26 protein-coding genes are annotated in these 22,228 nt (G+C 66.9%); 14 read left to right on the forward strand and 12 right to left on the reverse strand.

Features of this window, described 5'->3' with window-relative positions; translation table 11 throughout:
* The first annotated feature begins 3 nt into the window (after positions 1–3).
* The 6 genes from BST47_RS31715 (at position 4) to BST47_RS27620 (ending at position 2,920) form a co-directional block, all read left to right on the forward strand.
* Entirely contained in the window at positions 4–120 is a 117-nt protein-coding gene (locus BST47_RS31715) for an Ms5788A family Cys-rich leader peptide (RefSeq protein WP_350310128.1), read from the forward strand.
* Positions 121–215: 95 nt separating this feature from the next.
* Positions 216–683 (forward strand): DUF4395 domain-containing protein, encoded by a 468-nt coding sequence (locus tag BST47_RS27600; protein WP_083129013.1) that lies wholly within the window; start codon positions 216–218, stop codon positions 681–683.
* A 36-nt stretch (positions 684–719) separates the two neighbouring features.
* Entirely contained in the window at positions 720–1,553 is an 834-nt protein-coding gene (locus BST47_RS27605) for a sulfurtransferase (RefSeq protein ID WP_083129014.1), read from the forward strand.
* 1 nt (position 1,554) lies between these two features.
* Complete coding sequence (locus tag BST47_RS27610; protein ID WP_083129015.1) at positions 1,555–1,857, forward strand: DUF1416 domain-containing protein; 303 nt, start codon at positions 1,555–1,557, stop codon at positions 1,855–1,857.
* Between the two features lie 128 nt (positions 1,858–1,985).
* Positions 1,986–2,660: a heme-binding beta-barrel domain-containing protein gene (locus BST47_RS27615; protein ID WP_207568716.1), complete on the forward strand. Its 675-nt coding sequence runs from the start codon at positions 1,986–1,988 to the stop codon at positions 2,658–2,660.
* A complete protein-coding gene (locus tag BST47_RS27620; RefSeq protein WP_083129017.1) occupies positions 2,660–2,920 on the forward strand; it encodes a hypothetical protein in 261 nt (86 codons plus the stop codon). The genes BST47_RS27615 and BST47_RS27620 overlap by 1 nt, the downstream gene beginning before the upstream one ends.
* Here BST47_RS27620 and BST47_RS27625 read toward each other — a convergent pair.
* Both BST47_RS27625 and BST47_RS27630 read right to left on the reverse strand, forming a co-directional pair.
* The gene (locus tag BST47_RS27625; protein ID WP_234809893.1) at positions 2,917–3,762 is read right to left on the reverse strand and encodes an ABC transporter substrate-binding protein; all 846 of its coding nucleotides are present in this window, start codon (positions 3,760–3,762) and stop codon (positions 2,917–2,919) included. The two genes, BST47_RS27620 and BST47_RS27625, sit on opposite strands and share 4 nt — an antisense overlap.
* A 291-nt stretch (positions 3,763–4,053) precedes the next feature.
* The gene (locus tag BST47_RS27630; RefSeq protein WP_083129019.1) at positions 4,054–4,962 is read right to left on the reverse strand and encodes an aminodeoxychorismate lyase; all 909 of its coding nucleotides are present in this window, start codon (positions 4,960–4,962) and stop codon (positions 4,054–4,056) included.
* A gap of 32 nt (positions 4,963–4,994) precedes the next feature.
* Here BST47_RS27630 and ygfZ point away from each other — a divergent pair, with 32 nt between their 5' ends.
* Complete coding sequence (gene ygfZ, locus BST47_RS27635) at positions 4,995–6,068, forward strand: CAF17-like 4Fe-4S cluster assembly/insertion protein YgfZ (protein ID WP_083129020.1); 1,074 nt, start codon at positions 4,995–4,997, stop codon at positions 6,066–6,068.
* A gap of 162 nt (positions 6,069–6,230) precedes the next feature.
* Positions 6,231–6,407, forward strand: a complete 177-nt coding sequence (locus tag BST47_RS27640) for a DUF3073 domain-containing protein (RefSeq protein WP_083129021.1) — start codon at positions 6,231–6,233, stop codon at positions 6,405–6,407.
* Between the two features lie 3 nt (positions 6,408–6,410).
* Here BST47_RS27640 and purM read toward each other — a convergent pair whose 3' ends face one another.
* Positions 6,411–7,481 (reverse strand): phosphoribosylformylglycinamidine cyclo-ligase, encoded by a 1,071-nt coding sequence (gene purM, locus BST47_RS27645; RefSeq protein ID WP_083129022.1) that lies wholly within the window; start codon positions 7,479–7,481, stop codon positions 6,411–6,413.
* Positions 7,482–7,590: 109 nt separating this feature from the next.
* Here purM and BST47_RS27650 point away from each other — a divergent pair, with 109 nt between their 5' ends.
* The gene (locus BST47_RS27650; RefSeq protein WP_083129023.1) at positions 7,591–8,025 is read left to right on the forward strand and encodes a cupin domain-containing protein; all 435 of its coding nucleotides are present in this window, start codon (positions 7,591–7,593) and stop codon (positions 8,023–8,025) included.
* A gap of 62 nt (positions 8,026–8,087) precedes the next feature.
* A complete protein-coding gene (locus BST47_RS27655) occupies positions 8,088–9,035 on the forward strand; it encodes an NAD(P)H-binding protein (RefSeq protein ID WP_420094068.1) in 948 nt (315 codons plus the stop codon).
* Here BST47_RS27655 and purF read toward each other — a convergent pair.
* Positions 9,032–10,564 carry an amidophosphoribosyltransferase gene (purF, locus tag BST47_RS27660; RefSeq protein ID WP_083129025.1) on the reverse strand — a complete coding sequence of 511 codons (1,533 nt, stop codon included), beginning with the start codon at positions 10,562–10,564 and terminating at the stop codon, positions 9,032–9,034. The genes BST47_RS27655 and purF overlap by 4 nt on opposite strands.
* 216 nt (positions 10,565–10,780) lie before the next feature.
* The gene (locus BST47_RS27665; RefSeq protein WP_083129026.1) at positions 10,781–11,173 is read right to left on the reverse strand and encodes a sterol carrier family protein; all 393 of its coding nucleotides are present in this window, start codon (positions 11,171–11,173) and stop codon (positions 10,781–10,783) included.
* 16 nt (positions 11,174–11,189) lie between these two features.
* Between BST47_RS27665 and BST47_RS27670 the strand changes: the two genes are divergently transcribed.
* Positions 11,190–12,395, forward strand: coding sequence for an MCE family protein (locus BST47_RS27670; protein WP_083129027.1), 1,206 nt, complete (start codon positions 11,190–11,192; stop codon positions 12,393–12,395).
* Positions 12,396–12,436: 41 nt separating this feature from the next.
* Positions 12,437–12,859: a PPOX class F420-dependent oxidoreductase gene (locus tag BST47_RS27675; protein WP_083129028.1), complete on the forward strand. Its 423-nt coding sequence runs from the start codon at positions 12,437–12,439 to the stop codon at positions 12,857–12,859.
* Positions 12,860–12,863: 4 nt separating this feature from the next.
* Here the strand turns inward: BST47_RS27675 and BST47_RS27680 are convergent, their stop codons facing one another.
* Genes BST47_RS27680 through BST47_RS27705 form a run of 6 tightly spaced genes read right to left on the reverse strand, consistent with a single transcriptional unit; the run spans position 12,864 to position 19,237 of the window.
* Entirely contained in the window at positions 12,864–13,649 is a 786-nt protein-coding gene (locus BST47_RS27680; protein ID WP_083129029.1) for an SDR family NAD(P)-dependent oxidoreductase, read from the reverse strand.
* A 28-nt stretch (positions 13,650–13,677) separates the two neighbouring features.
* Positions 13,678–14,175 (reverse strand): hypothetical protein, encoded by a 498-nt coding sequence (locus BST47_RS27685; RefSeq protein WP_083129030.1) that lies wholly within the window; start codon positions 14,173–14,175, stop codon positions 13,678–13,680.
* A gap of 9 nt (positions 14,176–14,184) precedes the next feature.
* Positions 14,185–14,823, reverse strand: a complete 639-nt coding sequence (locus tag BST47_RS27690; RefSeq protein ID WP_083129031.1) for an Rv0804 family intramembrane glutamic endopeptidase — start codon at positions 14,821–14,823, stop codon at positions 14,185–14,187.
* Positions 14,823–16,547 (reverse strand): alpha/beta hydrolase, encoded by a 1,725-nt coding sequence (locus BST47_RS27695; protein ID WP_207568714.1) that lies wholly within the window; start codon positions 16,545–16,547, stop codon positions 14,823–14,825. The genes BST47_RS27690 and BST47_RS27695 overlap by 1 nt, the downstream gene beginning before the upstream one ends.
* The gene (gene purL / locus BST47_RS27700) at positions 16,544–18,853 is read right to left on the reverse strand and encodes a phosphoribosylformylglycinamidine synthase subunit PurL (protein ID WP_083129032.1); all 2,310 of its coding nucleotides are present in this window, start codon (positions 18,851–18,853) and stop codon (positions 16,544–16,546) included. Before purL ends, BST47_RS27695 begins: the two co-directional genes overlap by 4 nt.
* 36 nt (positions 18,854–18,889) lie before the next feature.
* On the reverse strand, positions 18,890–19,237 hold the full coding sequence (locus BST47_RS27705; protein ID WP_083129033.1) for a VOC family protein: 348 nt from the start codon (positions 19,235–19,237) through the stop codon (positions 18,890–18,892).
* A gap of 87 nt (positions 19,238–19,324) precedes the next feature.
* On the opposite strand from BST47_RS27705, the gene BST47_RS27710 reads away from it, so the two are divergent.
* Positions 19,325–19,717 carry a nuclear transport factor 2 family protein gene (locus BST47_RS27710; RefSeq protein ID WP_083129034.1) on the forward strand — a complete coding sequence of 131 codons (393 nt, stop codon included), beginning with the start codon at positions 19,325–19,327 and terminating at the stop codon, positions 19,715–19,717.
* A gap of 118 nt (positions 19,718–19,835) precedes the next feature.
* Here BST47_RS27710 and BST47_RS27715 read toward each other — a convergent pair whose 3' ends face one another.
* Positions 19,836–21,092, reverse strand: coding sequence for a M18 family aminopeptidase (locus tag BST47_RS27715; RefSeq protein ID WP_083129035.1), 1,257 nt, complete (start codon positions 21,090–21,092; stop codon positions 19,836–19,838).
* Between the two features lie 52 nt (positions 21,093–21,144).
* Between BST47_RS27715 and BST47_RS27720 the strand changes: the two genes are divergently transcribed.
* On the forward strand, positions 21,145–22,206 hold the full coding sequence (locus BST47_RS27720) for a Dyp-type peroxidase (RefSeq protein ID WP_083129041.1): 1,062 nt from the start codon (positions 21,145–21,147) through the stop codon (positions 22,204–22,206).
* Positions 22,207–22,228: the final 22 nt, after the last annotated feature.

Raw genomic sequence — 22,228 nt, forward strand, 5'->3', positions numbered from 1 at the left:
ACCATGTCATTGGGTAAGCTGTCGCTCGTGTCCGCCCGCCTCGAGCCGATGCTCACCAAGCGCCGCGCAGTCGATCTGTGCCGCGTCGCGGGTTGTTGCTGTTGTTGTTGTAGCTGCTGAGTAGCCGCGCCGTCCCCTCGCGCCGCACTCGGGAGTAGCCCCCTGTGGCCTGCCCTCCCATTCCAGCCAGCCATCCATGCAACAGGAGCACATCCATGTCGACCAGCACGAACACCATCGCCCCACCTGATCAGGTGGACGTGCGAGGGCCGCGTTTCGCTGCGTGGGTCACCACCGGCGTCCTCATCGCGGCGCTGCTGGCATCGGCCGTCAGCGCCGTCGCTGCGGCAGCGATCCTCGGTGTGCAGGCGATCGTGTTCGCGATCGGCGCACAGCGCGGACCGCAGCAGCATCCGTACGGGCTGATCTTCCGGTCGCTGGTCGCTCCACGCCTCGGAACGGTCGCCGAGAAGGAGCCGGTACCGCCACTGAAGTTCGCCCAACTCGTCGGTTTGGCGTTCGCGGCGCTCGGTGTCGTCGGGTTCGCCGTTGGTGTCCCGCTGCTCGGCCCGATCGCCACCGGCTTCGCGCTCGTGGCGGCCTTTCTCAACGCGGCCTTCGGCATCTGCCTCGGCTGTCAGATCTATCCGCTCGTCGCACGTTTCCGCCCGCACCCCGCCTAACACTTCAAATAGCAAGCAACCGAAAGGATTTCCTACATGGCACGCTCCGACGTCCTGGTCACGACCGACTGGGCCGAGAGCAATCTCGAAGCGCCTAACACTGTCTTCGTCGAGGTCGACGAAGACACCTCCGCCTACGAGGGCGGCCACATCGCCGGCGCTGTGCGGCTCGATTGGAAGACCGAGCTGCAGGACCAGGTGAAGCGTGACTTCGTCGACCAGCAGCAGTTCTCGAAGTTGTTGTCCGACAAGGGCATCAGCAACGACGACACCGTGATCCTGTACGGCGGCAACAACAACTGGTTCGCCGCCTACGCGTACTGGTATTTCAAGCTGTACGGCCACGAGAACGTCAAGCTGCTCGACGGCGGACGCAAGAAGTGGGAGCTCGACGGGCGCCCGCTGGTGACGGAGGTCCCCGCCCGCGCTGCCACTTCGTACGAGGCCAAGCAGCCGAACAACGCCATCCGCGCGTTCCGCGACGAGGTCATCTCCGCGATCGGCGAGAAGAACCTGGTCGACGTGCGCTCCCCCGATGAGTTCTCCGGCAAGATCCTCGCCCCCGCCCACCTGCCGCAGGAACAGAGTCAGCGGCCCGGGCATATCCCCGGCGCCATCAATGTTCCCTGGAGCAAGGCGGCCAACGAGGACGGGACCTTCAAGTCCGACGAGGACCTGGCCAAGCTGTACGCCGAGGCGGGACTCGATGGCCAGAAGGAGACCATCGCCTACTGCCGGATCGGTGAGCGCTCGTCGCACACCTGGTTCGTGCTGCAGGAGTTGTTGGGACACCAGAACGTCAAGAACTACGACGGAAGTTGGACCGAATACGGCTCTCTCGTGGGAGCCCCGATCGAGTTGGGAAGTTGATATGTGCTCTGCACCGAAGCAAGGTCTGACGTTGCCCTCCAGCGTCGACCTCGAACGGGAGACCGTGATCACCGGACGCGTCGTCGACGGCGCGGGCCAGGCCGTCGGCGGCGCGTTCGTCCGGCTGCTGGACAGCTCTGACGAGTTCACGGCGGAGGTCGTCGCGTCGGCCACCGGTGATTTCCGGTTCTTCGCGGCACCGGGCACGTGGACGCTGCGTGCGCTGTCCCCCGCCGGCAACGGCGATGCCAGCATCGCACCGTCGGGCGCGGGTATCCACGAGGTCGACGTCAAGGTCGCCTGAGCCGGTCCGCCGGTTCCGTGATCGATTCCACTGCGACCGACGAGGGTCGTCGGCAGTGTTGCGGCTAGACTTTCTGCCGTGGTGCTGTTCTTCGAGATCCTGTTGATCGCCGCCGTGGTGGTCATCACCTGGTTCGCGCTTTACACGCTCTACCGCCTCATCACCGACGAGTCGTGACCTCAGGCGACGACGCTGTAGCGGCCGCGGCCGAGCGCGCGAAGACGACGGCAGCCCGAAACATCCCCGCCCTCGAGGATCTCCCTGCGCCGGCCGATACGGCCAATCTTCGCGAAGGCGCCAACCTCAACGACGCGCTGCTTGCGCTGCTGCCCCTCGTCGGGGTGTGGCGCGGCGAAGGCGAGGGTCGCGGGCCTGACGGCGATTACCGCTTCGGTCAGCAGATCGTGGTCTCACACGACGGTGGCGACTACTTGATCTGGGAGGCCAGGTCGTGGCGCATCACCGCGGACGGCGAGTTCGAGAGCGCGTCGCTGCGCGAGTCCGGATTCTGGCGGTTTATCAATGACCCTGCCGATCCCACCGAAAGTGATGCCATCGAGCTGCTGCTGGCGCATTCGGCCGGCTACGTCGAGCTGTTCTACGGCCGACCACTGAACCAGTCGTCGTGGGAGTTGGCCACCGACGCGCTGGCGCGCACCAAGTCCGGGATGCTCGTCGGCGGTGCCAAACGGCTCTACGGCATCGTCGAGGGCGGCGATCTGGCCTACGTCGAGGAGCGCGTCGACGCCGACGGCGGCCTGGTGCCGCACCTGTCCGCACGGTTGTCGAGGTACGCCGGCTGATGCGCGTGTCATTGTTGGCCGCGGGCCTCGCTGCGGCAGGCATCCTCGCGGGGTGCTCGTCGAATTCTCCCGCCGAGCAGTCCACCACCGAAGAGTCGGTGGCGCCGACCGGTCACGGCTCGCTGGCGCAATGCCTCAGTGAACACGGGGTGCCTGCGGCTCCGGGCCCGATGGCCGGACCGCCGCCTGGCGTGGATCCCGACGCGTGGCACGAGGCCATGCAGACCTGCTCGTCGCTGGCCCCTGGACCGGCCGGCTAACGCAGCACCGGCACCCTCCCAGCGTCGGACAACCACTGGCGCTCCAACCGCGCCAGCGTGCCATCCGAACGCAGTCCATCGACGGCCGACGACACGCAGCGCGTGAGCGGACTGTCCTTGTCGAGCACGATCCCGAACTGCTCCACGTCCTCCGGGTCCGCGGGAAGCTGTCCGACGATCTTGCCGCCGCGCAGTTCACCCGCGACGGTGTACGCGGTCGGCAGGTCGGCGACCAAAGCGTCGATCTCGCCGTTGCTCAGCGCCACCTTGGCGTCGGCGTTCGTGTTGTACACCTCGACCGGGACATCGCCGGCTATCGCGATCGCCGCGGTGTGACTGGTCGTGCCGACCTGCACGCCGAGCTGCGTCTTCGTGAGGTCACCGATGCTTTGTACCTGCGCGGCCGGTGAGGTGTCCGTCGTGACCACAACCTGGGTGACGTCGAAATACGGCGATGAGAAGTCGACGGACGCCCGGCGCTGATCGGTGATCGAGAACTGAGAAAGGTTGGCGTCGAACGTCTTCAGGCCGGGCTCCAGAGCTCCGTTGAACGGAACCCGGACCCAGCGCACCTCGTCGGGGGTGTAGCCAAGGTTTCCCGCTACGGCGAAGGCGAGTGCGCTTTCGAATCCCTCCCCGTTGGTCGGGTCGTCACCCATGTACCACGGCGGATAGGCGGGCTGATCGGTGCCGACGGTGAAGATGCCGGGGTAAAGCGTCGACAGCGAGTCCTTGCGGCAGTTCTGAGTGCCCGACGAGGTGGACTCGTCGACGACGGGAGCACAGGCGGCGGCCGACGTGGCCACGGCCAGCAGGGCTGGCAGCCACCACCTATTGCCCATGTGCGGCATCATCGCGCACGCAGAGAGCCGACGCCACCATTGAGGTCCCCCGGACATGGGGCGGCCCCCGAGCCATGTGTTCTGGTTGGACAAAACCAAGAGGCTCGGGGGCCGGGTGACTGCGGGGAATTCGCCAGCGCGCGCAGGCGGTTCATCCCCTGGCGCTGCTAGCTCGCAGCCACCTCACATGTCCATAAGTCAATCAATTTCTCGGACCACCTCCTTCCTTGTGTACGGCCGACGGTACCCGCGGACCAAGAAGGCGACAACAGATTTTGACCGGTTCAGCGTTCAGCGATCGCTGATGATCGCGGCGTCGACGAGTTCGGAAAAATCACCGGCAAGTGGGGCGGGTTGCAGAGCCTTACCGTCCAGGGTGTGCACCCGAGCGCCAAGCGTGATGCTCGATACCAACCAAACACCTTGTGCAGCAAACAAATCAGCGGGCGTAAGCGCCTGGTAGTCGCACGTGTACCCCTTGTTGCGCGCCACCTCGAACAAGGCCTCCTGCGTGGTTCCACGCAGGATCGGATACCACGGCGGCGGGGTCAACAGCGCAGGTGCCCCGTCGATTTCGGTGGCGATCACCACCGTCGACCGCGGACCCTCCAGGATCAGGCCGTCGGCGCCGACGAAGATGACGTCTCCTGCGCCGAGGCGATCGGCGTGCCGCAGCGCGGCCATGTTGATCGCGTAGGACAGCGTCTTGGCGCCCGCCAGCAGCCACGGCATCCCGGTGGTGGCCTCGGCGGAGAGTCCACGCGCCAGCGTCACCGCCGCGACCCCATCGCTGCGCGCGGCGGCCACCCGAGCGGGCAGCGCTCCGATGGTCGCGAACGCCGTACCGGATGTCCCAGGCCCTGCGGCTCCGACCGGCGGTGAACCGCTTTCGCGCCCACGGCTGTACACGAGCCGCAGTACGCCCTCTCCCGCGCCGTCGGCGAGCCACCGTTGTACCGCCACTTCGACGGCCGCCCGCCACCGCGGCAACTCCGGTGCGGGAAGGTCCATCATCTGCGCCGACTGCGTGAGTCGGGCCAGGTGGGATTCGAGCAGACAGGGTCTGCCGTCGCGGATCAACAGCGTCTCGAAGATGCCGTCACCACGGACGGCGGCCAGGTCGTCGGCGTACAGCAGTGGGGCGGCCGGATCGTGCAAGACACCGTCGAGCGTGACCACGACCGCAGGTTGGCTCGCCATGGGCAAGAAGCGTAGCGCCGTAATGTTGAGGTATGTCAGCTGTGCCAGCCCCGGATACCGGGCCCGACGCCGGAGCCGTTTGGCATCACGGCGATCCCCTCGGCGAACAACGCTCGGCCGCCGTTGCCGCGGTCCTGGTGGACCGTTCCCAACGAGCTGTGATCACCGTGACCGGCGGTGAGCGCAAATCGTGGCTGCACAACATCTCCACGCAGCACGTCGCCGACCTCGCCGATGGCACCGTGACCGAGAATCTGAGCCTCGACGGCCAGGGTCGTGTCGAAGATCACTGGATCCAGACGGAGCTGGATGGGGTCACCTACCTCGACACTGAATCGTGGCGTGGCGAACCCCTGACCGCCTATCTGCGCAAGATGGTGTTCTGGGCCGACGTGGTCGTCGAACCCGCTGATCTGGCGGTACTTTCGCTGCTCGGCCCGCGCCTGGTGGATCCGCCGGTGCTCGACGTCCTCGGCGTGGTTTCGCTACCGGCCGAAATGACCGCGGTGACCCTTCCCGAGGGCGGTTTCCTGCGCAGGATGGGCGGTCCGGATGTGGAGCTGGATCTGGTGGTCCCCCGCGATCAAGTCGCGGCATGGCGCGATCGGCTCGCTGCGGCTGGGGTGCGCGCCGCCGGTGTCTGGGCCTATGAGGCGCACCGCGTCACCGCGTTGCGGCCACGGCTGGGGGTCGACACCGACGAGCGCACTATTCCGCACGAGGTCGGCTGGATCGGTTCGGCGGTTCACCTGGACAAGGGCTGCTACCGCGGCCAGGAGACCGTCGCTCGCGTCCACAACCTGGGAAAACCGCCGCGCATGCTGGTTCTCGTGCATCTCGACGGCTCCGGCGAGAGGCCGGCGACCGGGGATCCACTGCTGGCCGGCGGCCGGACCGTCGGGCGAGTCGGCACCGTGGTCGACCACGTCGACGAGGGGCCGATCGCCCTGGCATTGGTAAAGCGGGGTCTCTTGGCTGAGACCGAACTGACCACCGGCGGGGAATCGCCGGTGGCCGCCGTGATCGACGCCGATTCGATGCCGCCACCGGATGCGACGGGCGCCGGACGCCTCGCGGTGGAACAGCTGCGGGGACACCCACGATGAGTGCCGATATTTCACGGGCTCGCGGGCTCGGGTCCCTCCGGACGGGCCTGCCAGCGCACCGCACCGCGGCACGGTAAAGTGTCGGCAGGACGATAAAACACACTCAGATCGGAGCCGCCTGAAATTTGGGCCGCTCCGTTATTGCGCGAGGGGGTACCCCCAATGGGCCGCGGCCGGGCAAAGGCAAAGCAGACCAAGGTTGCTCGTGAGCTCAAATACAGCTCACCGCAGACCGATTTCGACCGCCTCCAGCGCGAACTGGCGGGCGCCGACGATCTCAACGGCACCGACAGGTTGGCCGACGATGACGTGGCCGACGATGACGACTGGCGTCGGTAAGCCCTAGAAGCGCGGGTGCTGGCCCACGAGCTTGGCTCGTGGGCTGTCCTTACCGCCCTTGGTGACGGTGCCCAACGTCCAGCACTTCAGATGACGGGCCGTCAGCACAGCCAGCGCGCGATCGGTGTCCTCCGGCGCGACGACGGCGACCATCCCGACGCCGAGGTTGAACGTCTTTTCCATCTCGACCCGCTCAACCCGGCCACGCTGCGCGATCATCGTGAACACAGGCGCGGGAGTCCATGTGCCACGGTCGATTTCGGCCGTGAGTCCGGGCGGGACGACCCGTTCGAGGTTGCCGGCCAGCCCGCCACCGGTCACGTGGCAGAAGGTGCGCACCTGGGTTTCGGCGATCAGCGCGAGGCAGTCCTTGGCGTAGATCCGAGTCGGCTCGAGCAGCTCCTCGCCGAGCGTGCGCCCGAACTCCTCGACGTGTCCGGCGAGGTTCATCCGATCGATCTCCAGCAGGACCTTGCGGGCCAGTGAGTAACCGTTGGAGTGCAGGCCGGTCGAGGACATCCCGATGAGCACGTCGCCGGGCTTGACCCGGTCGGGTCCCAGCACGTCGTCGGCCTCCACGACGCCGACACCGGTGGCCGAGATGTCGTAGTGGTCGGGCGCCATGAGGCCAGGATGTTCGGCGGTTTCCCCACCCAGCAGGGCGCAACCGGCCATCACGCAGCCGTTGGCGATGCCCGAGACCAGCTCGGAGATCCGTTCCGGAACAGTGCGTCCGACGGCGATGTAGTCCTGCAGGAACAGCGGTTCGGCGCCGCAGACGACGAGGTCGTCGACGACCATCGCGACGAGGTCGATACCGACGGTGTCGTGCTTGTCCATGGCCTGGGCGACCGCAAGCTTGGTACCGACACCGTCGGTGGATGACGCCAGCAGGGGTTCCCGATAGCTGCGCAGCGCGAAGAGCCCGGCGAAGCCGCCGAGACCGCCCCGCACTTCAGGTCTGGTGGCCTTTTTGGCCAGCGGTTTCAGAAGTTCGACGGCGCGGTCACCGGCTTCGATGTCGACCCCGGCCGACGCGTAGGAGATGCCGGCAGGTTCGGCGCGTTCGGTCATCGCGCACAAGGCTACCGGTGATGACTGCGCGAGGTTGATTGTCCTCCCGGATCGGCATTCACTCCGATCGCTCACGGACGGGCCGCCGAGTATGGGAATGTGACCGACCATGAAACTTGTTCGCTGGTGCACGCCGGCTCTGCCCGTGCTTCTGACGGCCGCCGCCGCCCTGGTGGCCCCCGCCGCCGTCGCGACCCCGGCGGTCAACGTCGATTCGGTGGTCATCAATCAGTCGACGGTCGACGGCGTCGACTACATCACTCGCAGGATCACCATCCAGCCCGGCGGCAGTACCGGCTGGCACTATCACGACGGCCGGGTGTTCGGCATCGTCAAGGAAGGCACCCTGACGCGGACCATGCCGGACTGCAAGGACGTGGTCGATCCGCCCGGCGCTCCGGTGACCGAAGCGTCCGGTCCGGACCATGCCCACAACGGCCGCAACCTGGGCCCCGTTCCCGTGGTGCTGTGGGTGGACTACATCCAGCCGGCGGGCACCCCGCTGTCCGTCGACGTCCCGCCGCCGCCCGGCTGCCCAATTTAGGTTTGCCCGAGGCCAAGAACGGAGATCCGGCGTAGGTGTCCGCTGAAAAGCCCCATTGCTTGGTGACAGGTGCGACCGGCTACATCGGTGGCCGGTTGGTGCCCGAACTGCTCGACCGCGGGTACAACGTGCGTGCGCTGGCGCGTGACCCCGACAAGCTGGCGGACCGGCCCTGGCGCGATCGAGTCGAGGTCGCACGCGGCGACCTCGGCGACCCCGACTCGCTCAGGGAAGCGTTCGACGGCACCGACGTCGTCTATTACCTGGTGCACTCGATGGGCACATCGTCGGATTTCGTCGCGGCGGAGGCCGAGTCGGCCCGCAACGTCGTCGCCGCAGCGAAGCAGGCAGGCGTGCAGCGGTTGGTGTACCTGGGCGGGCTGCACCCCTCGGGCGCGGAGTTGTCGCCGCACCTGCGGTCGCGGGTCGCTGTCGGTGAGATCCTGCTGGACTCCGGCATCGAGACGGTCGTGCTACAGGCCGGGATCGTGGTCGGTTCGGGCTCGGCGTCGTTCGAGATGATGCGCCATCTCATCCACCGCCTGCCGGCGATGACGACGCCGAAGTGGGTGCACAACAAGATCCAGCCGATCGCGATCGACGACGTCCTCTACTACCTCGCCGAGGCGGCCGCAGCTGTCCTGCCCGAGTCACGCACCTGGGATGTCGGCGGGCCGGATGTGCTCGAGTACGGCGAGATGATGCAGGGTTTTGCTGAGGTGGCGGGGCTGCGACGGCGACTCATCATCGCGATTCCGTTCCTGACACCGACGATCGCGAGTCTGTGGATCGGTCTGGTCACGCCCATGCCGCCGGGCCTGGCGCGGCCGTTGATCGAATCGTTGGAGGTCGATGCGGTGATGGGCGAGCACGACATCGACGCCGTCATCGGACCGCCACGCGGCGGTCTCACCGCCTACCGGGACGCGGTCGTCAACGCGTTGACAAATGGCCCGCTGCCGAGCGATCCGCATTGGGCACACGTCGGCCGTAGGCCTGTACCGAGTTAGGGTCTGCGCAGCGCCGAGACGTTGTCGTTGTCGGCCTGCAGCGGCACCCCGGTGCGGGCCGCGGTCGCCAGCATGTGCTCGATGACGTTCTTGCCCAACGCCGTTTCGCCAGGCAACTCGATCGGGTAGTGGCCGTCGAAGCACGCCGAGCACAGCCGCGACGCGGGTTGTTCGGTGGCCGCGATCATGCCGCGCTGCGAGATGTAGCCCAGCGTGTCGGCGCCGATGGCGTGGCGGACACCCTCGAGCAGTTCTCCGGCATCACCTTCGGTGCTCGCGGCGTTGGCGATCAGCTCGGCAGGCGTGGCGAAGTCGATGCCGTAGAAGCACGGCCACTTCACGGGCGGCGATGCGATGCGCACATGCACCTCGACGGCGCCGGCCTCACGCAACATGCGGATCAACGCCCGCTGCGTATTGCCGCGGACGATGGAGTCGTCGACGACGATCAACCGCTTACCGCGGATCACTTCCTTGAGCGGATTGAGCTTGAGGCGAATACCGAGCTGGCGGATTGTCTGCGACGGCTGGATGAACGTGCGCCCGACGTAAGCGTTCTTCATCAGGCCCTGTCCGTACGGAATGCCGGACTCCTGCGCGTAACCGACGGCCGCCGGGGTGCCCGATTCCGGCACACCGATCACCAGGTCGGCTTCGACGGGCTTCTCGCGGGCCAGCCGGCGGCCGATATCGACGCGAGCGGCATGCACCGAGCGGCCCGCGATGTTGCTGTCGGGTCGGGCCAGGTACACGTACTCGAAGACACAACCCTTTGGCTCGGGGTTGGCGAAGCGCGTCGAGCGCACGCCGTCGGCGTCGATGGCCAGCAACTCACCGGGCTCGATGTCGCGGACGAACGAGGCGCCGACGATGTCGAGAGCCGCCGTCTCGGAGGCCACGACCCAGCCGCGGTCCAGCCGCCCCAACGAAAGCGGCCGCACGCCGTAGGGGTCGCGGGCCGCATAGAGGGTGTTCTCGTCCATGAAGGTAAGACAAAACGCGCCGCGCACGGTCGGCAGCAGTTCGAGTGCGGCCTGTTCCAGCGTCGCGTCGGCGGCGCCGTGGGCCAGCAGCGCGCCGAGAATGTCGGAGTCGGTGGTGGCCGCCGGGGCGCCGCGGGTGCCGAGTAGACCCGCCTCGCGGGCCCGGGTGGCCAGGTCGGCGGCATTGACCAGGTTGCCGTTGTGGCCGAGCGCGACGCCCGTGCCGGCTGCCGTGTTGCGGAACACCGGCTGGGCATTCTCCCAAGTGGTGGATCCGCTGGTCGAGTAGCGGCAGTGCCCGACGGCGACGTGGCCTTCCATGGCCGCCAGCGTCTGCTCGTCGAAGACCTGGCTGACCAGGCCCAAATCCTTGAATACCAGCACCTGGGAGCCGTCGGCGACGGCGATGCCTGCGGCCTCCTGGCCGCGGTGCTGCAGCGCGTAGAGGCCGTAATAGGTGAGCTTGGCGACTTCTTCACCCGGCGCCCAGACGCCGAATACGCCACATTCTTCGCGGGGTTCTTGATCGGTCTGCGGGCCGGTCACGATATGGCTGCTCCCAGGGCGGTGTGGGTAGACGAGTTCAGTCTACGGTCATCACCGGTTAATCACGGAAGACACCGGCGATGTCGCGCACAAAAGAACGACTTCTACGGGTCGAGAAATTCCTCACATGTCGTCACCAATCGGTGAATCACCAGGTCACGGATGCGCGGCGGTGGCGCGGGCCTGAGCATCGGCTCAGGCGGACGTGTGGCGAAGCTAACCGTGGAGGCGGACCAGCGGCAGCCACCCGGCGACCTCGCCGGCGCGCGCCCCGGACGACGTCAACAGCCCGCCTGCGGTGGCGTCCGCCACGTCCAGCAGGCCCGTCGCGAGCAGCAGCCACGTCCGCGGGTCGGTCTCCACCACGTTGGGCGGATTCCCTCGCCTGTGCGTCGGCCCTGAAATACATTGCACCGCAACAAATGGCGGGATACGGACCTCGACGCTGTTGCCCGGCGCGAGTGCGGCGAGCGTGCGAGCGGTCAATCGCACCGCCTCGGCGAGTTCGGCGCGCGCAGGTGCGGGTTCGCTCTCGTCGCGCAGCCACGCGGCAACGGCCGAAACCGCAGCACGCGTCATTGCCGGATCGGCCCTACGAGAGGTGGACATACTTTAGATTCTCAAAGTGTTTGTCGACCGCCACAATCCGCCCTACCGGACGGCGGGCGCGGTCTTGGTGGTGATCGCCGCGGTTGCGGCGGGCCTGATCTACCTGCAGTTCCGGGGCGACTTCATGCCGTCCACACCACTGACGTTGGTCTCGTCGCGCTCTGGCCTGGTCGTCGAACCCGGCGCGAAGGTGACCTACAACGGCGTGGAGATCGGCCGCGTCGCGCGCATCGGCACCGTCGAGGTGGATGGCACCGCGAAGGCGCAGCTGTCCCTCGACGTCGACCCCGAATACATCAAGCTCATTCCGGCGAACGTGATCGCCGACGTGCAGGCCACCACCGTGTTCGGCAACAAGTACGTGTCGTTCAGATCACCGGAAGATCCTTCTACAGAACGTGTTTCGAGCACAGACGTGATCGAGGTGTCCTCGGTCAGCACCGAGTTCAACACCCTGTTCGAGACGGTGCTGTCACTTGCCGAGCAGGTCGACCCGATCAAGCTGAACCAGACACTGACCGCCACGGCCGAGGCGTTGACGGGCCTGGGTGACCGGTTCGGTGAGTCGCTGTCGAACGGCAACACCATCCTCGACGACCTCAATGCGCGAATGCCGCAGATCCGCGAGGACACCAGGTTGGTGGCGGGTCTTCTCGACGTGTACGCCGATGCGTCACCGGATCTGTGGGACGGCCTGGAAAACGCGGTCACCACCGCGCGCACGTTCAACGCGCAGTGGGACGGCATCGACGCGGCGTTGATGGCCGCGCTGGGCTTCGCCGACCCCGCTGCCGACAGTCTGAATCGCGCCGGACCGTACTTCGTGCGCGGCGCGGCGGATCTGATCCCCACGTCCAAACTGTTCGACTACTACAGTCCCCAGCTGTTCTGCACGCTGCGGAACTTCGCCGAGATCGAGGAGAAGGTCGCCGAGACTCTCGGGGGGAACGGCTACTCGCTTGCGACGTCATCGGGCACGTTCGCCGGTGCGGGCAACCCGTACATCTACCCCGACAACCTGCCGCGGGTGAACGCCAGGGGCGGCCCGGAGGGTCGTCCGGGTTGTTGGCAGAAGATCTCCCGTGAGTTGTGGCCCGCGCCGTACCTGGTGATGGACACCGGCGCCAGCATCGCGCCCTACAACCACGTGGAACTCGGGCAGCCGATCCTGATCGACTACGTGTGGGGCAGGCAGGTCGGCGAGCTGACCATCAACCCGTGAGCGTTGACATCAACATTTGTTGAGGTTTTACGTTCGCGGGCATGACGTTCAAATCACATGAGATCGAATATCTTCGGCGAGCCGACCTGGGTCGGTTGGCCACCATTCAGCGCAACGGGACACCGCAGAACAGTCCGGTCGGATTCACCTACAACGAGCAGCTCGGGACGATTGACATCGCCGGTTATCAGATGTCCAAGAGCCAGAAGTATCGCAACATCGCGCACAACGACCGGGTTGCGTTCGTCGTCGACGACATCGCGTCACGCGACCCGTGGCGGGTGCGTTGCCTCGAGATCCGCGGCACTGCCGAACAGGCCGTGATCGCCCCGTCGCAGGGTGCGGCGGGCGACCACCTGGATACGGCGATCATCCGCGTCACCCCAACGCGGATCATCAGTTTCGGCATCGACGATCAGGACACCGAGCCGCACCAACTGACCGCGGATATCCGGGACGTCTAGCGGCTCAGTCAGGGAAGCCGAACATCTTGACGACACCGTGATCGCGGCCCGCGGTGTAACCGCCGTCGACCGCGATCGCCTGCCCGGTGACGAACGAGGCATCGATTGACACCAAAAAGGCTGCCATCGCGGCGATCTCATCAGGCCGGCCCCTGCGCTGCAGCGCGTGTTCGTTGGTGATCGACTGCAACGGGCCCTCCATGCCCTCGAGACCCATCACGGCGTTGAGCATGGGGGTGTCGATGAAGCCGGGGCAGATGGCGTTGGCGCGGATGCCGCTGGGGCCGTAGTCCAGCGCGATGTTCTTCGTCAGAAGGACGACGCCGCCCTTGGACGCGTTGTAGGCGCTACCACCCGCAGTGCCTTCGAGGCCCTCGACGCTGGCGAGCGTCACGATCGAACCACGCTCACCGTCGACCCTCGGCTGCTCGATCATCTTGGCCAGTGCGGCCTTCGCGACCAGGAACGTGCCGGTGAGGTTGATCGAGATCACCCGTTCCCACTCCTCTTTGGGGAGCAGGTGCACCGGTCCTCCGCCCGCAACACCGCCGGAGTGGACCACGCCGTCGACGCGGCCGGGAACCGCGGCGAACACCTCGGCGACCGCCGCTTCGTCGGCGACGTCGGCTGCGACGAAGGTGAATCGGGCGCCCAGCTCCTCGGTGGGGGCGACCAGGTCGGTGCCGATGACGGTGCCGCCCTCGGCCAGCAGTCGCCGAGCGGTGGCCAGGCCGATGCCTGACGCTGCGCCGGTGACGACGAAGGTGCGGGATGCGGATCTGTCTGTCATGGGCAGACGATACGCAATTCGATTCGTGTCAGACGGAATTGGGGTCCGCCACGGTCACGCCTGACGGCAGGTCACCCTCGCGGACCGCGGTGAACGACCGCGAGATCGGCTGGCACGGCGACGCCGACTCGACCAACTCACCGCTCAGCGAGGTCCCTGACGCGGAGAAGGACATCGTCGAAGTGCCCGCGGTCTTCTTGCCCTCGCACGCGAAACCTTGTGCCTGGCTGGAGATGTACCGACCACCGCTTTCGCGGAAGACGTAGGTTGTCGATACGCCGCCGACGTTGGTCGCCGTCGCGAGGCAGCCGGCGGGCGGGCAGGCCGAGCGAATTGCCAACAGCCAGGTGTACGGACCGCGTGGCTCCGGATAGTCGAAGTCACTCGGTTCGGTGCCCGCGAAGCTCAGCCGGTACAGGCCATCGGTCAACGGAGTTGCCGCGGCGACCGGTGATGAGCAGACCGCGAACGCTGAGCCGGCGACGATGCCGACTGCGGCGACAACTGCGGCCCGGGTGATGGCCATAGGCCACTATCACAGAGAAATCGCACGTGCACGGCTGTTTTGCACTGCCAGTGCCGCCACCGCACCAGATTCGTTGATCGCCAGGTGCGCCAGCATCGGGCCGATCAGGCTGCCCGAACGCTCGTACAGCCAGCCGAACACCCAGCCGGCCAATCCGGTCACCAGCACCGTGGGAACGACGGGCTCTCCGGTCCTGCGGGCATCGGTGATGTGCGACAACCCGAAGGCCGCGGCCTGGAGGAACCGGCCGCCGCCGGTCCCGAACGCCTGCGCGGCGACGGTGCCCAGCGCACCGCGGAAGGCGGCCTCCTCCGACCACACCGTGCCCAGCGGGATACCGAACAAGAGCCAACGGAGCGCACCATCAGGCAGGTCCCGATCGGCCATGTCCTGTCGCACCCGGGGCAACGCCGTCGCCGCCGCGACACCGAGGACGACAGGGGCGGCAGCGCCGAGGCCGAACCGCAGACCTGAGCCCGGATGCCGGAAGCCGACGGGCGCGCGCGTCAGGGCTATCAGTGCGGCGCCGACGAGGGCGTGCGCGGCGGGATGCCAGCGCGACGGCAACCGCGGCGCCACCAGGCTCCACCCCACGAGGATGGCCGCCAGGCCCAGCGCTGCTACCGCCGAACGTTGCTTGGTGCGCACTAGTATTCGGGACCGTCCTCCGCTTCGGTCTTCTGGAGTGCGAGGCGGATCCGCTGGGTGTCCTCTCGTGTCCAGCCGTCGGGCGGCGCGACGGCGGCCCAGCCGTCGAGCACATAGTCGCCGTAGTTGTGCCCGTGCCCAGCCGGGACCGATCCGGCGTTGGTCATGTCGACGGCGACCTGCCAGAACGTGATGATCGGATACCACCGCATCGACGCCGTGCGGTCACGGCCCGGGGGTTCCCGCAGCCAGTCGGGCCTGCTGAAAAGGAGGTCCTCGGACCACCACACGACCGGATCCGACGGGTGCTGCATGAACAGCACACGCGTTCCCTCCCAGGGCTTTTCCCCTTCAGTGGCGATCTGTTGGGCATCGGTGGCCTCGGAGAACCGCACCGTCCGGCCGTTGTCGTAACGCGGCCGGACCTCAGGGGTACCCGGATCGCGACGCTCGGTGATCGCGCTCCACAACGGACTGGCATTCGGCGGGCCGACCCACAGCACCGACGAGAAGCCCATTTCGGCGATATCGGGTAGCCACGCGAACGCGCCCTGGCCGGCCATCGAGCCGAGGCTTTCGCCGTAGAGCAATAGCTTCGGTCTCCGGTCCGGTGGCAGCTTCGCCCAGCGTTCGTGAATGGCGTCGATCATCATGCGGCCGGATTCCATGGACTTCTGCTGGTCGCCCAGGAACGAGATCCAGCTCGGCAGATACGAATACTGCGAGCCGACCAGCGCGGTGTCGCCGTTGTACATCATCTCCAGCGACCGCGCGGCGACCGGGTTGATCCACCCGGTGCCGGTGGTCGGGATGACCACCAGCAGCTCGCGCTCGAACGCTCCGGTTCGCTCCAGTTCGCTGAGCAACACCGCCATTCGCTGTTCGTCGGTGTCGGCGGTCTGCAGGCCGACGTAGGCGCGGATGGGCTCCTTGGCGGGCCGACCGTTGAGTTCGGTCAGCTCCGCGGCATCGGGTCCGGTCGCGACAAAATTGCGGCCCTGATACCCCAGCGTCTCCCACGGCGCGAAAGAGTCTGGGCTGCCGGACTTTTCGGGTTCCAGGGGCTGGACGATCCCGGGCCGTGTGGTGAAGTTCTGCGGCTGGAACACCCGGTTCGAGGCGGTGAGAAAGCCACGGACGAGGACACCGTTGATCAGCGTGATCGTCAACACGACGACGATCGCGGTGCCGATGAACAAGGCGACCTCGTCGTTGAGTCGCCAACGCCGGATGAAGAACCGCGCCATCGACTTGATCAAGTCGATCAGCACCCGGGTGGCGCCCACGCACGCGCCACCGGCCAGCACCGCGATGATCAGTGTCCTCAGGTATCCGAGCGTCGTGGGCCCTTCGATACCCACCACCGCCGACACCTGGCGCTGCCATTCGGCGGCCGGGATCAGCATCAGCACACTCGCCGCGATCGCCAGCATCACCGTCGCGGTCTTGAACACGTACTGCACCCGCCTCGACGGCGGCCAACCCTTGCGCCGGCGAATCACGAAGCGGCGGAACAATCTCCAAGCGAATACGCCGATGCCGTAGCCGATGGCCGCATTCAGCCCGCCGATGAGACCCTGGAACAGCCAGTCTCTGGGCAACAGCGAGGGTGTCAGGCTCAGGCAGAAAAACAGTGCACCAAAAGCGATTCCGACGAAGTCGAGCCGGACCAGGCTCCATGCCCAGACATAGAAGGGGTGTCGTTCGCGGTTCTGCGCAATCACCCGAACAACCCGGGAAGCACGCCCTCCGACGTGCTTCGCAGGTCCTCCAGACTGGCGGTGAACAGGCCCTGCACCTCGACAGCGGCCTCTCCCTCTCGTGGTCCGGGGTCGACGACACCGATCCGGGTGGCCGGCAGTCCGCGCGCCTCACACATAGCGACGAAGCGGCTCTCCTCGGTCCGTGGCACGGCCACCAGCACCCGGCCCGTCGACTCCGAGAAGAGGAAGGAAAACGGGTCAGAATTTTCGGGAACGACGATGCGACAACCGGTTTCGCCGGTCAGCGCGGCCTCGACCACGGCCTGCATCAGCCCGCCCTCCGACAGATCGTGCGCTGCCGACACCAGCCCGTCACGCGATGCCGCGGCCAAAACGTCGGCCAGCAGCATCTCCCGGTCCAGGTCGACCTTCGGCGGCAGTCCACCCAGGTGGTCGCCGGTGACCTGCGCCCAGATCGAGCCGTCGAACTCGTCGCGGGTGTCGCCGAGCAGGATCAGGGTCTCGCCGGGTTCGGCGCCAAGCCCGGTCGGGATGCGACGCTTCACGTCGTCGATGACGCCGAGCACACCGACGACCGGGGTCGGCAGAATTGCTGTGGTCCCGGTCTGGTTGTAGAAGCTGACGTTGCCGCCGGTGACCGGAATACCCAGCTTCGCAGCGCCATCGGCGAGTCCGCGGACCGCCTGGCTGAACTGCCACATGACTCCCGGATCCTCCGGCGAGCCGAAGTTGAGGCAGTTGGTGACCGCCACCGGTGTGGCGCCGGTGACCGCGACGTTGCGGTACGCCTCGGCCAGCGCGAGTTGCGCACCGGTGTACGGGTCGAGCGCGGTGTAGCGGCCCGAGGCGTCGGTCGAGATCGCGATGCCACGGCCGGAGGCCTCGTCGACACGCAGCACTCCGCCGTCGGCGTTCTCGGCGAGGACGGTGTTGCCGCGGACGTAGCGGTCGTACTGCTCGGTGATGTAGGCGCGGCTACACAGATGCGGACTGCCAAGCATCGCGAAGAGCGTCGCGCGCAGTTCGTCGCCGGTGGACGGCCGTGGCAGTTTCGCCGAGGTGTCGGCGTTCAGCGCGTCCTGGGTACCGGGGCGCTCGACGGGGCGCTCGTAGACAGGTCCCTCGTGGGCGACTGTGCGTGGCGGCACGTCGACGACGGTTTCGCCGTGCCAGGTGATTTCGAGGCGGTCCCCGTCGGTGACTTCACCGATCACGGTCGCCAGCACGTCCCACTTGCGGCAGACCGTCATGAACGCGTCGACGTTGTCGGGTGTGACAACCGCGCACATCCGCTCCTGGGACTCGCTCGACAGGATCTCCGCAGGGGTCATGTTCGCGGCGCGCAGCGGGACGGTATCCAGTTCGATCCGCATACCACCGTCACCGGCTGATGCGAGTTCCGATGTGGCACAGGATAATCCGGCACCACCGAGGTCCTGAATGCCGACCACCAGATCGGCGGCGTACAGCTCGAGGCAGCACTCGATGAGGACTTTCTCCATGAACGGGTCGCCCACCTGAACCGAGGGCAGCTTCTTGCGCCCCGCGGCGCCGCTCTCGTCGCCGCCGAAAGTGTCCGACGCGAGCACGGACACGCCGCCGATGCCGTCGAGCCCGGTGCGCGCACCGAACAGGATGATCTTGTTTCCGGTCCCCGAGGCGAACGCCAGGTGCAGGTCCTCCTTCCGAAGCACCCCCACGCACAGGGCGTTCACCAACGGGTTGCCCGCGTAGGAGGCGTCGAACACGGTCTCGCCGCCGATGTTCGGCAGGCCCAGCGAGTTGCCGTACCCGCCGATGCCGCGGACGACCCCGTCGACGACGCGGCGGGTGTCCATCGCGTCGGCCGCGCCGAATCGCAGCTGGTCCATCACCGCCACCGGACGCGCGCCCATGGCCATGATGTCGCGCACGATGCCGCCGACCCCGGTGGCCGCACCCTGATAGGGCTCGATGTAGGACGGGTGGTTGTGGGACTCCACCTTGAACGTGGCCGCCCACCCGTCGCCGATGTCCACGACGCCGGCGTTCTCGCCAATGCCGGCAAGTAACCCGGCACGCATCGCCTCGGTCGTGGTCTCACCGAAATAGCGCAGGTGCACCTTCGACGACTTGTAGGAGCAGTGTTCGCTCCACATCACCGAGTACATCGCCAGCTCAGCGTCGGTGGGCCGACGGCCGAGGATCTCGCGGATCCGCTGGTACTCGTCGTCCTTGAGGCCCAGCTCGCGGTGCGGCTGAGGCTGGTCGGGGGTGGCGGTGGCGTGTTCGACGGTGTCGAGGGCGTGGGTTAGCTCCGACGTCACCCGGCCAGTCTAGTTTGCGATCCGGCGGAAACGCCGTCAGCCGCCCGCGACGCAGAAGGCGTTGCCTTCGGGGTCGGCCATGACGACCCAATCGAACTCCGGCCCGAAGCTGTTCCGCGCCGTCTCCCGCGCGCCCAGGCCGATCAGCCGCGCCACCTCGGCCTCCTTGTCGGCGGCGTGGAAGTCCAGGTGGACCTTGTTCTTGCCCGGTGTGGGATCGGGCACGCGCTGGAAGCCCAGAGCCGGCCGGCCTTCGCTGCTGACCATGACGAATTCACCTGGTGCAACGGCATTTACGTCGCCTCCCGCGGCGCGCGCCCACCAGTCGGCGAGGGCGTCAGGGTCGGCGCAGTCGAACGTGATCATCTCCACCTTGAGTGCCATGGGGCTGACCCTAGAGCAGCCGGGCGACAAGGGCGCTTACGTCTGGCGTAATTGAGCGGCGCCGCGTTCACCCCGCACGCTTGGTCCATGACCGAGACACAAACCCAACCGAAGTTCAGTTCCGAGATGTGGGCCGCGTTCTGGGCGGCACCCGACGAGTCGCGCATCGGCGACATCCTGGCCGACGACATCGTCGGCTACTGGCAGGGTGAGCCGAAGCCGGTGCACGGTCGCGAGGCCTACACCGCGAAGATCGTCGAGCTCATCACCGCCGTACCCGACCTGCGACTCGAGCTGCTGGACAGCGCGACTATCGACGGCGATGTCCCCGGCGAACAGCTGGTGTATCTGCACTACGTCGGCCAGGGCACCGGGCCTGAGGGTCCGATCGCGATCCGCGGTCTGGACCGGGTCCGCGCCCGCGACGGCGTGGTCGTGGAGAACGTCATCCGCTACGACCTGGTCGACACCGCCTCCTGAGGCGACTGAGCACGGCAGGGGCAATCGCAATGTCAGCCTGACGACGCAGACATGGATATATATGCACGGAGCGGCTGTCAGGGTGACATTGCGATCGGCCCGCGATGTGCACGCCGACTCAGGCCGGGGACAGGAAAGCCCCCAGCGCAGCGGCGTACGCCGCGACGTCGTGGGCACCCATCACTTCACGCGCCGAGTGCATGGCCAACTGGGCGGCACCCACGTCGACTGTCGGGATGCCGGTGCGCGCCGACGTCATCGGTCCGATCGTGGAACCGCACGGCAGATCGGCCCGATGTTCGTAGCGCTGCAACGGCACATCGGCCTGAGCGCACGCGACCGCGAACGCCGCCGCCGTCCGCCCGTCGGTCGCGTAGCGGAGGTTCGGCTGCACCTTGAGCACGGGTCCGGCGTTGACCTCGATGAGGTGGCCGGGTTCGTGACGTTCGGGGTAGTTCGGGTGCGTGGCATGCGCCATGTCGCCCGACGCCACCATCGAGCCCGGCATCCGGCGCAGGAATTCCTCGCGACCACCGCCGGCGGCCAGCGTGATGCGTTCCAACACGGTGAGCAGCAGCTCGGATTGGGCGCCGTGGTCGGACTGCGAGCCGACCTCTTCGTGATCGAACAGCGCGAGCACGGGCACATGGCCGCGCGGCTCGGCGGCGAGGAAGCCCTCGAGACCGGCGTAGCAGGTCGCCTGGTTGTCCAGCCGCGGCGCGCTGAGAAGTTCGTCTCCGGCACCCGCGAGGGTCGACGGGGTGAGGTCGTGGGTCATCAGGTCCGCACCCAAGACGTCGGACATGGCGACGCCGGCGCGGTCGGCGACGTAGCCGAGGAAGGACCGGGTCCCGCTGCCGACGCCCCACACGGCGTTGACGTGGCGCTGGGGGTTCAGCTCGACTGCCTTGCGGTCCTCGGCGAGATGGATGGCCAGCTGCGGTACGCGCAAGATGGGCTCGTCGATGCGGATCAGGTGGTGCTCGATCGCGTCGCCGGCGCGGACGGACAGCCGCCCGCTGATGCCGAGGTCACGGTCCAGCCAAGAGTTGAGCCACGCCCCGCCGTACGGCTGCAGCGCGACGACCTGCCAGCCCGAGACGAAGCGGTCGGGATGCTGTTTGACACGCAGATTCGGGCTGTCGGTGTGGCCGCCGACGATCCGAAAAGGCGCCGACGGGCCGGTCTCGGCCCTCCAGGCGACCATCGATCCCGCCCGCAGCGTGAAGAACCGGCCCTCGGCTTGCCATCCATCGCCTTCGTTCAGCTCGGTGAAGCCGGCGGCGCGCAATCGGTCGGCCGCCGTCTCGCAGACATGGAACGGCGACGGCGAAGCGTCGATGAACTCACACAGGCCCTGCGGACTAGCCGACATGGTTGTTCATCTTCGCCGATCATCGACGCCGATCTTGAATTAGGGTCGTGTGGTGCCCGCACCACTGCCGCAGCCGGTCACGGCGCCGCTCACACCTGCGGCCATCTTCCTGGTGGTGACCATCGACGAAGGCGGCGAGGCAGCCGTGCACGACGGGCTCGGAGATATCGCCGGACTCGTGCGTGCGGTCGGTTTCCGCGACCCCGACAAGCACCTATCGGTGGTGACGTCGATCGGCTCGGACGCGTGGGACCGGCTCTTCTCTGGGCCGCGGCCGGCGGAGTTGACCCCCTTCATCGGGTTGTCCGGCCCACGCCACCACGCGCCGTCGACGCCAGGGGACCTGCTGTTGCACATCAAGGCGATGTCGTTGGACATGTGTTTCGAGTTGGCGGGCCGGATCGTCAAGGCGCTGGGCGCTGTCACCGTCGTCGACGAGACGCACGGGTTCCGCTTCTTCGACAACCGCGATCTACTTGGGTTCGTCGACGGCACCGAGAATCCCGAGGGCCCACTTGCGGTGTCCGCTACCGAGATCGGCGATGAGGATCCCGATTTCGCCGGTGGCTGCTATGTGCACGTGCAGAAGTACGTCCACGACATGTCGTCGTGGGATTCGTTGTCGGTCACCGAGCAGGAACTGGTCATCGGACGCAGCAAGCTCGAGGACATCGAGATGGCCGACGACGTCAAGCCGGCGAACTCGCACATCGCACTGAACGTCATCGAGGACGAGGACGGCACCGAACTGAAGATCGTGCGGCACAACATGCCGTTCGGTGAGATCGGAAAAGACGAATACGGAACGTACTTCATCGGTTACTCGCGAACGGCCGCGGTAACCGAGCAGATGCTTTCCAACATGTTCCTCGGTGATCCGCCAGGCAACACCGACCACATCCTGGAGTTCTCCACTGCCATCACCGGCGGGAAGTTCTTCACGCCGATCGTCGATTTTCTCAACGACCCTCCTCCGCTTCCGGATTCGGAGGCAACACAAGACGTGCCCGCCGTTGCCGGTGTGCCCGTCGGGGACGGCTCGTTGGGCATCGGCAGCCTGAAAGGACTCTCAATGAAGAAGTCAAGCAGCCGTCGTCGTGGTGACGGGGGGTGAATCAGGTTGCCAGGTGCGGTTG

It is taken from the genome of Mycolicibacterium tusciae, assembly GCF_002086795.1.
Classification (GTDB): Bacteria; Actinomycetota; Actinomycetes; order Mycobacteriales; family Mycobacteriaceae; genus Mycobacterium; species Mycobacterium tusciae.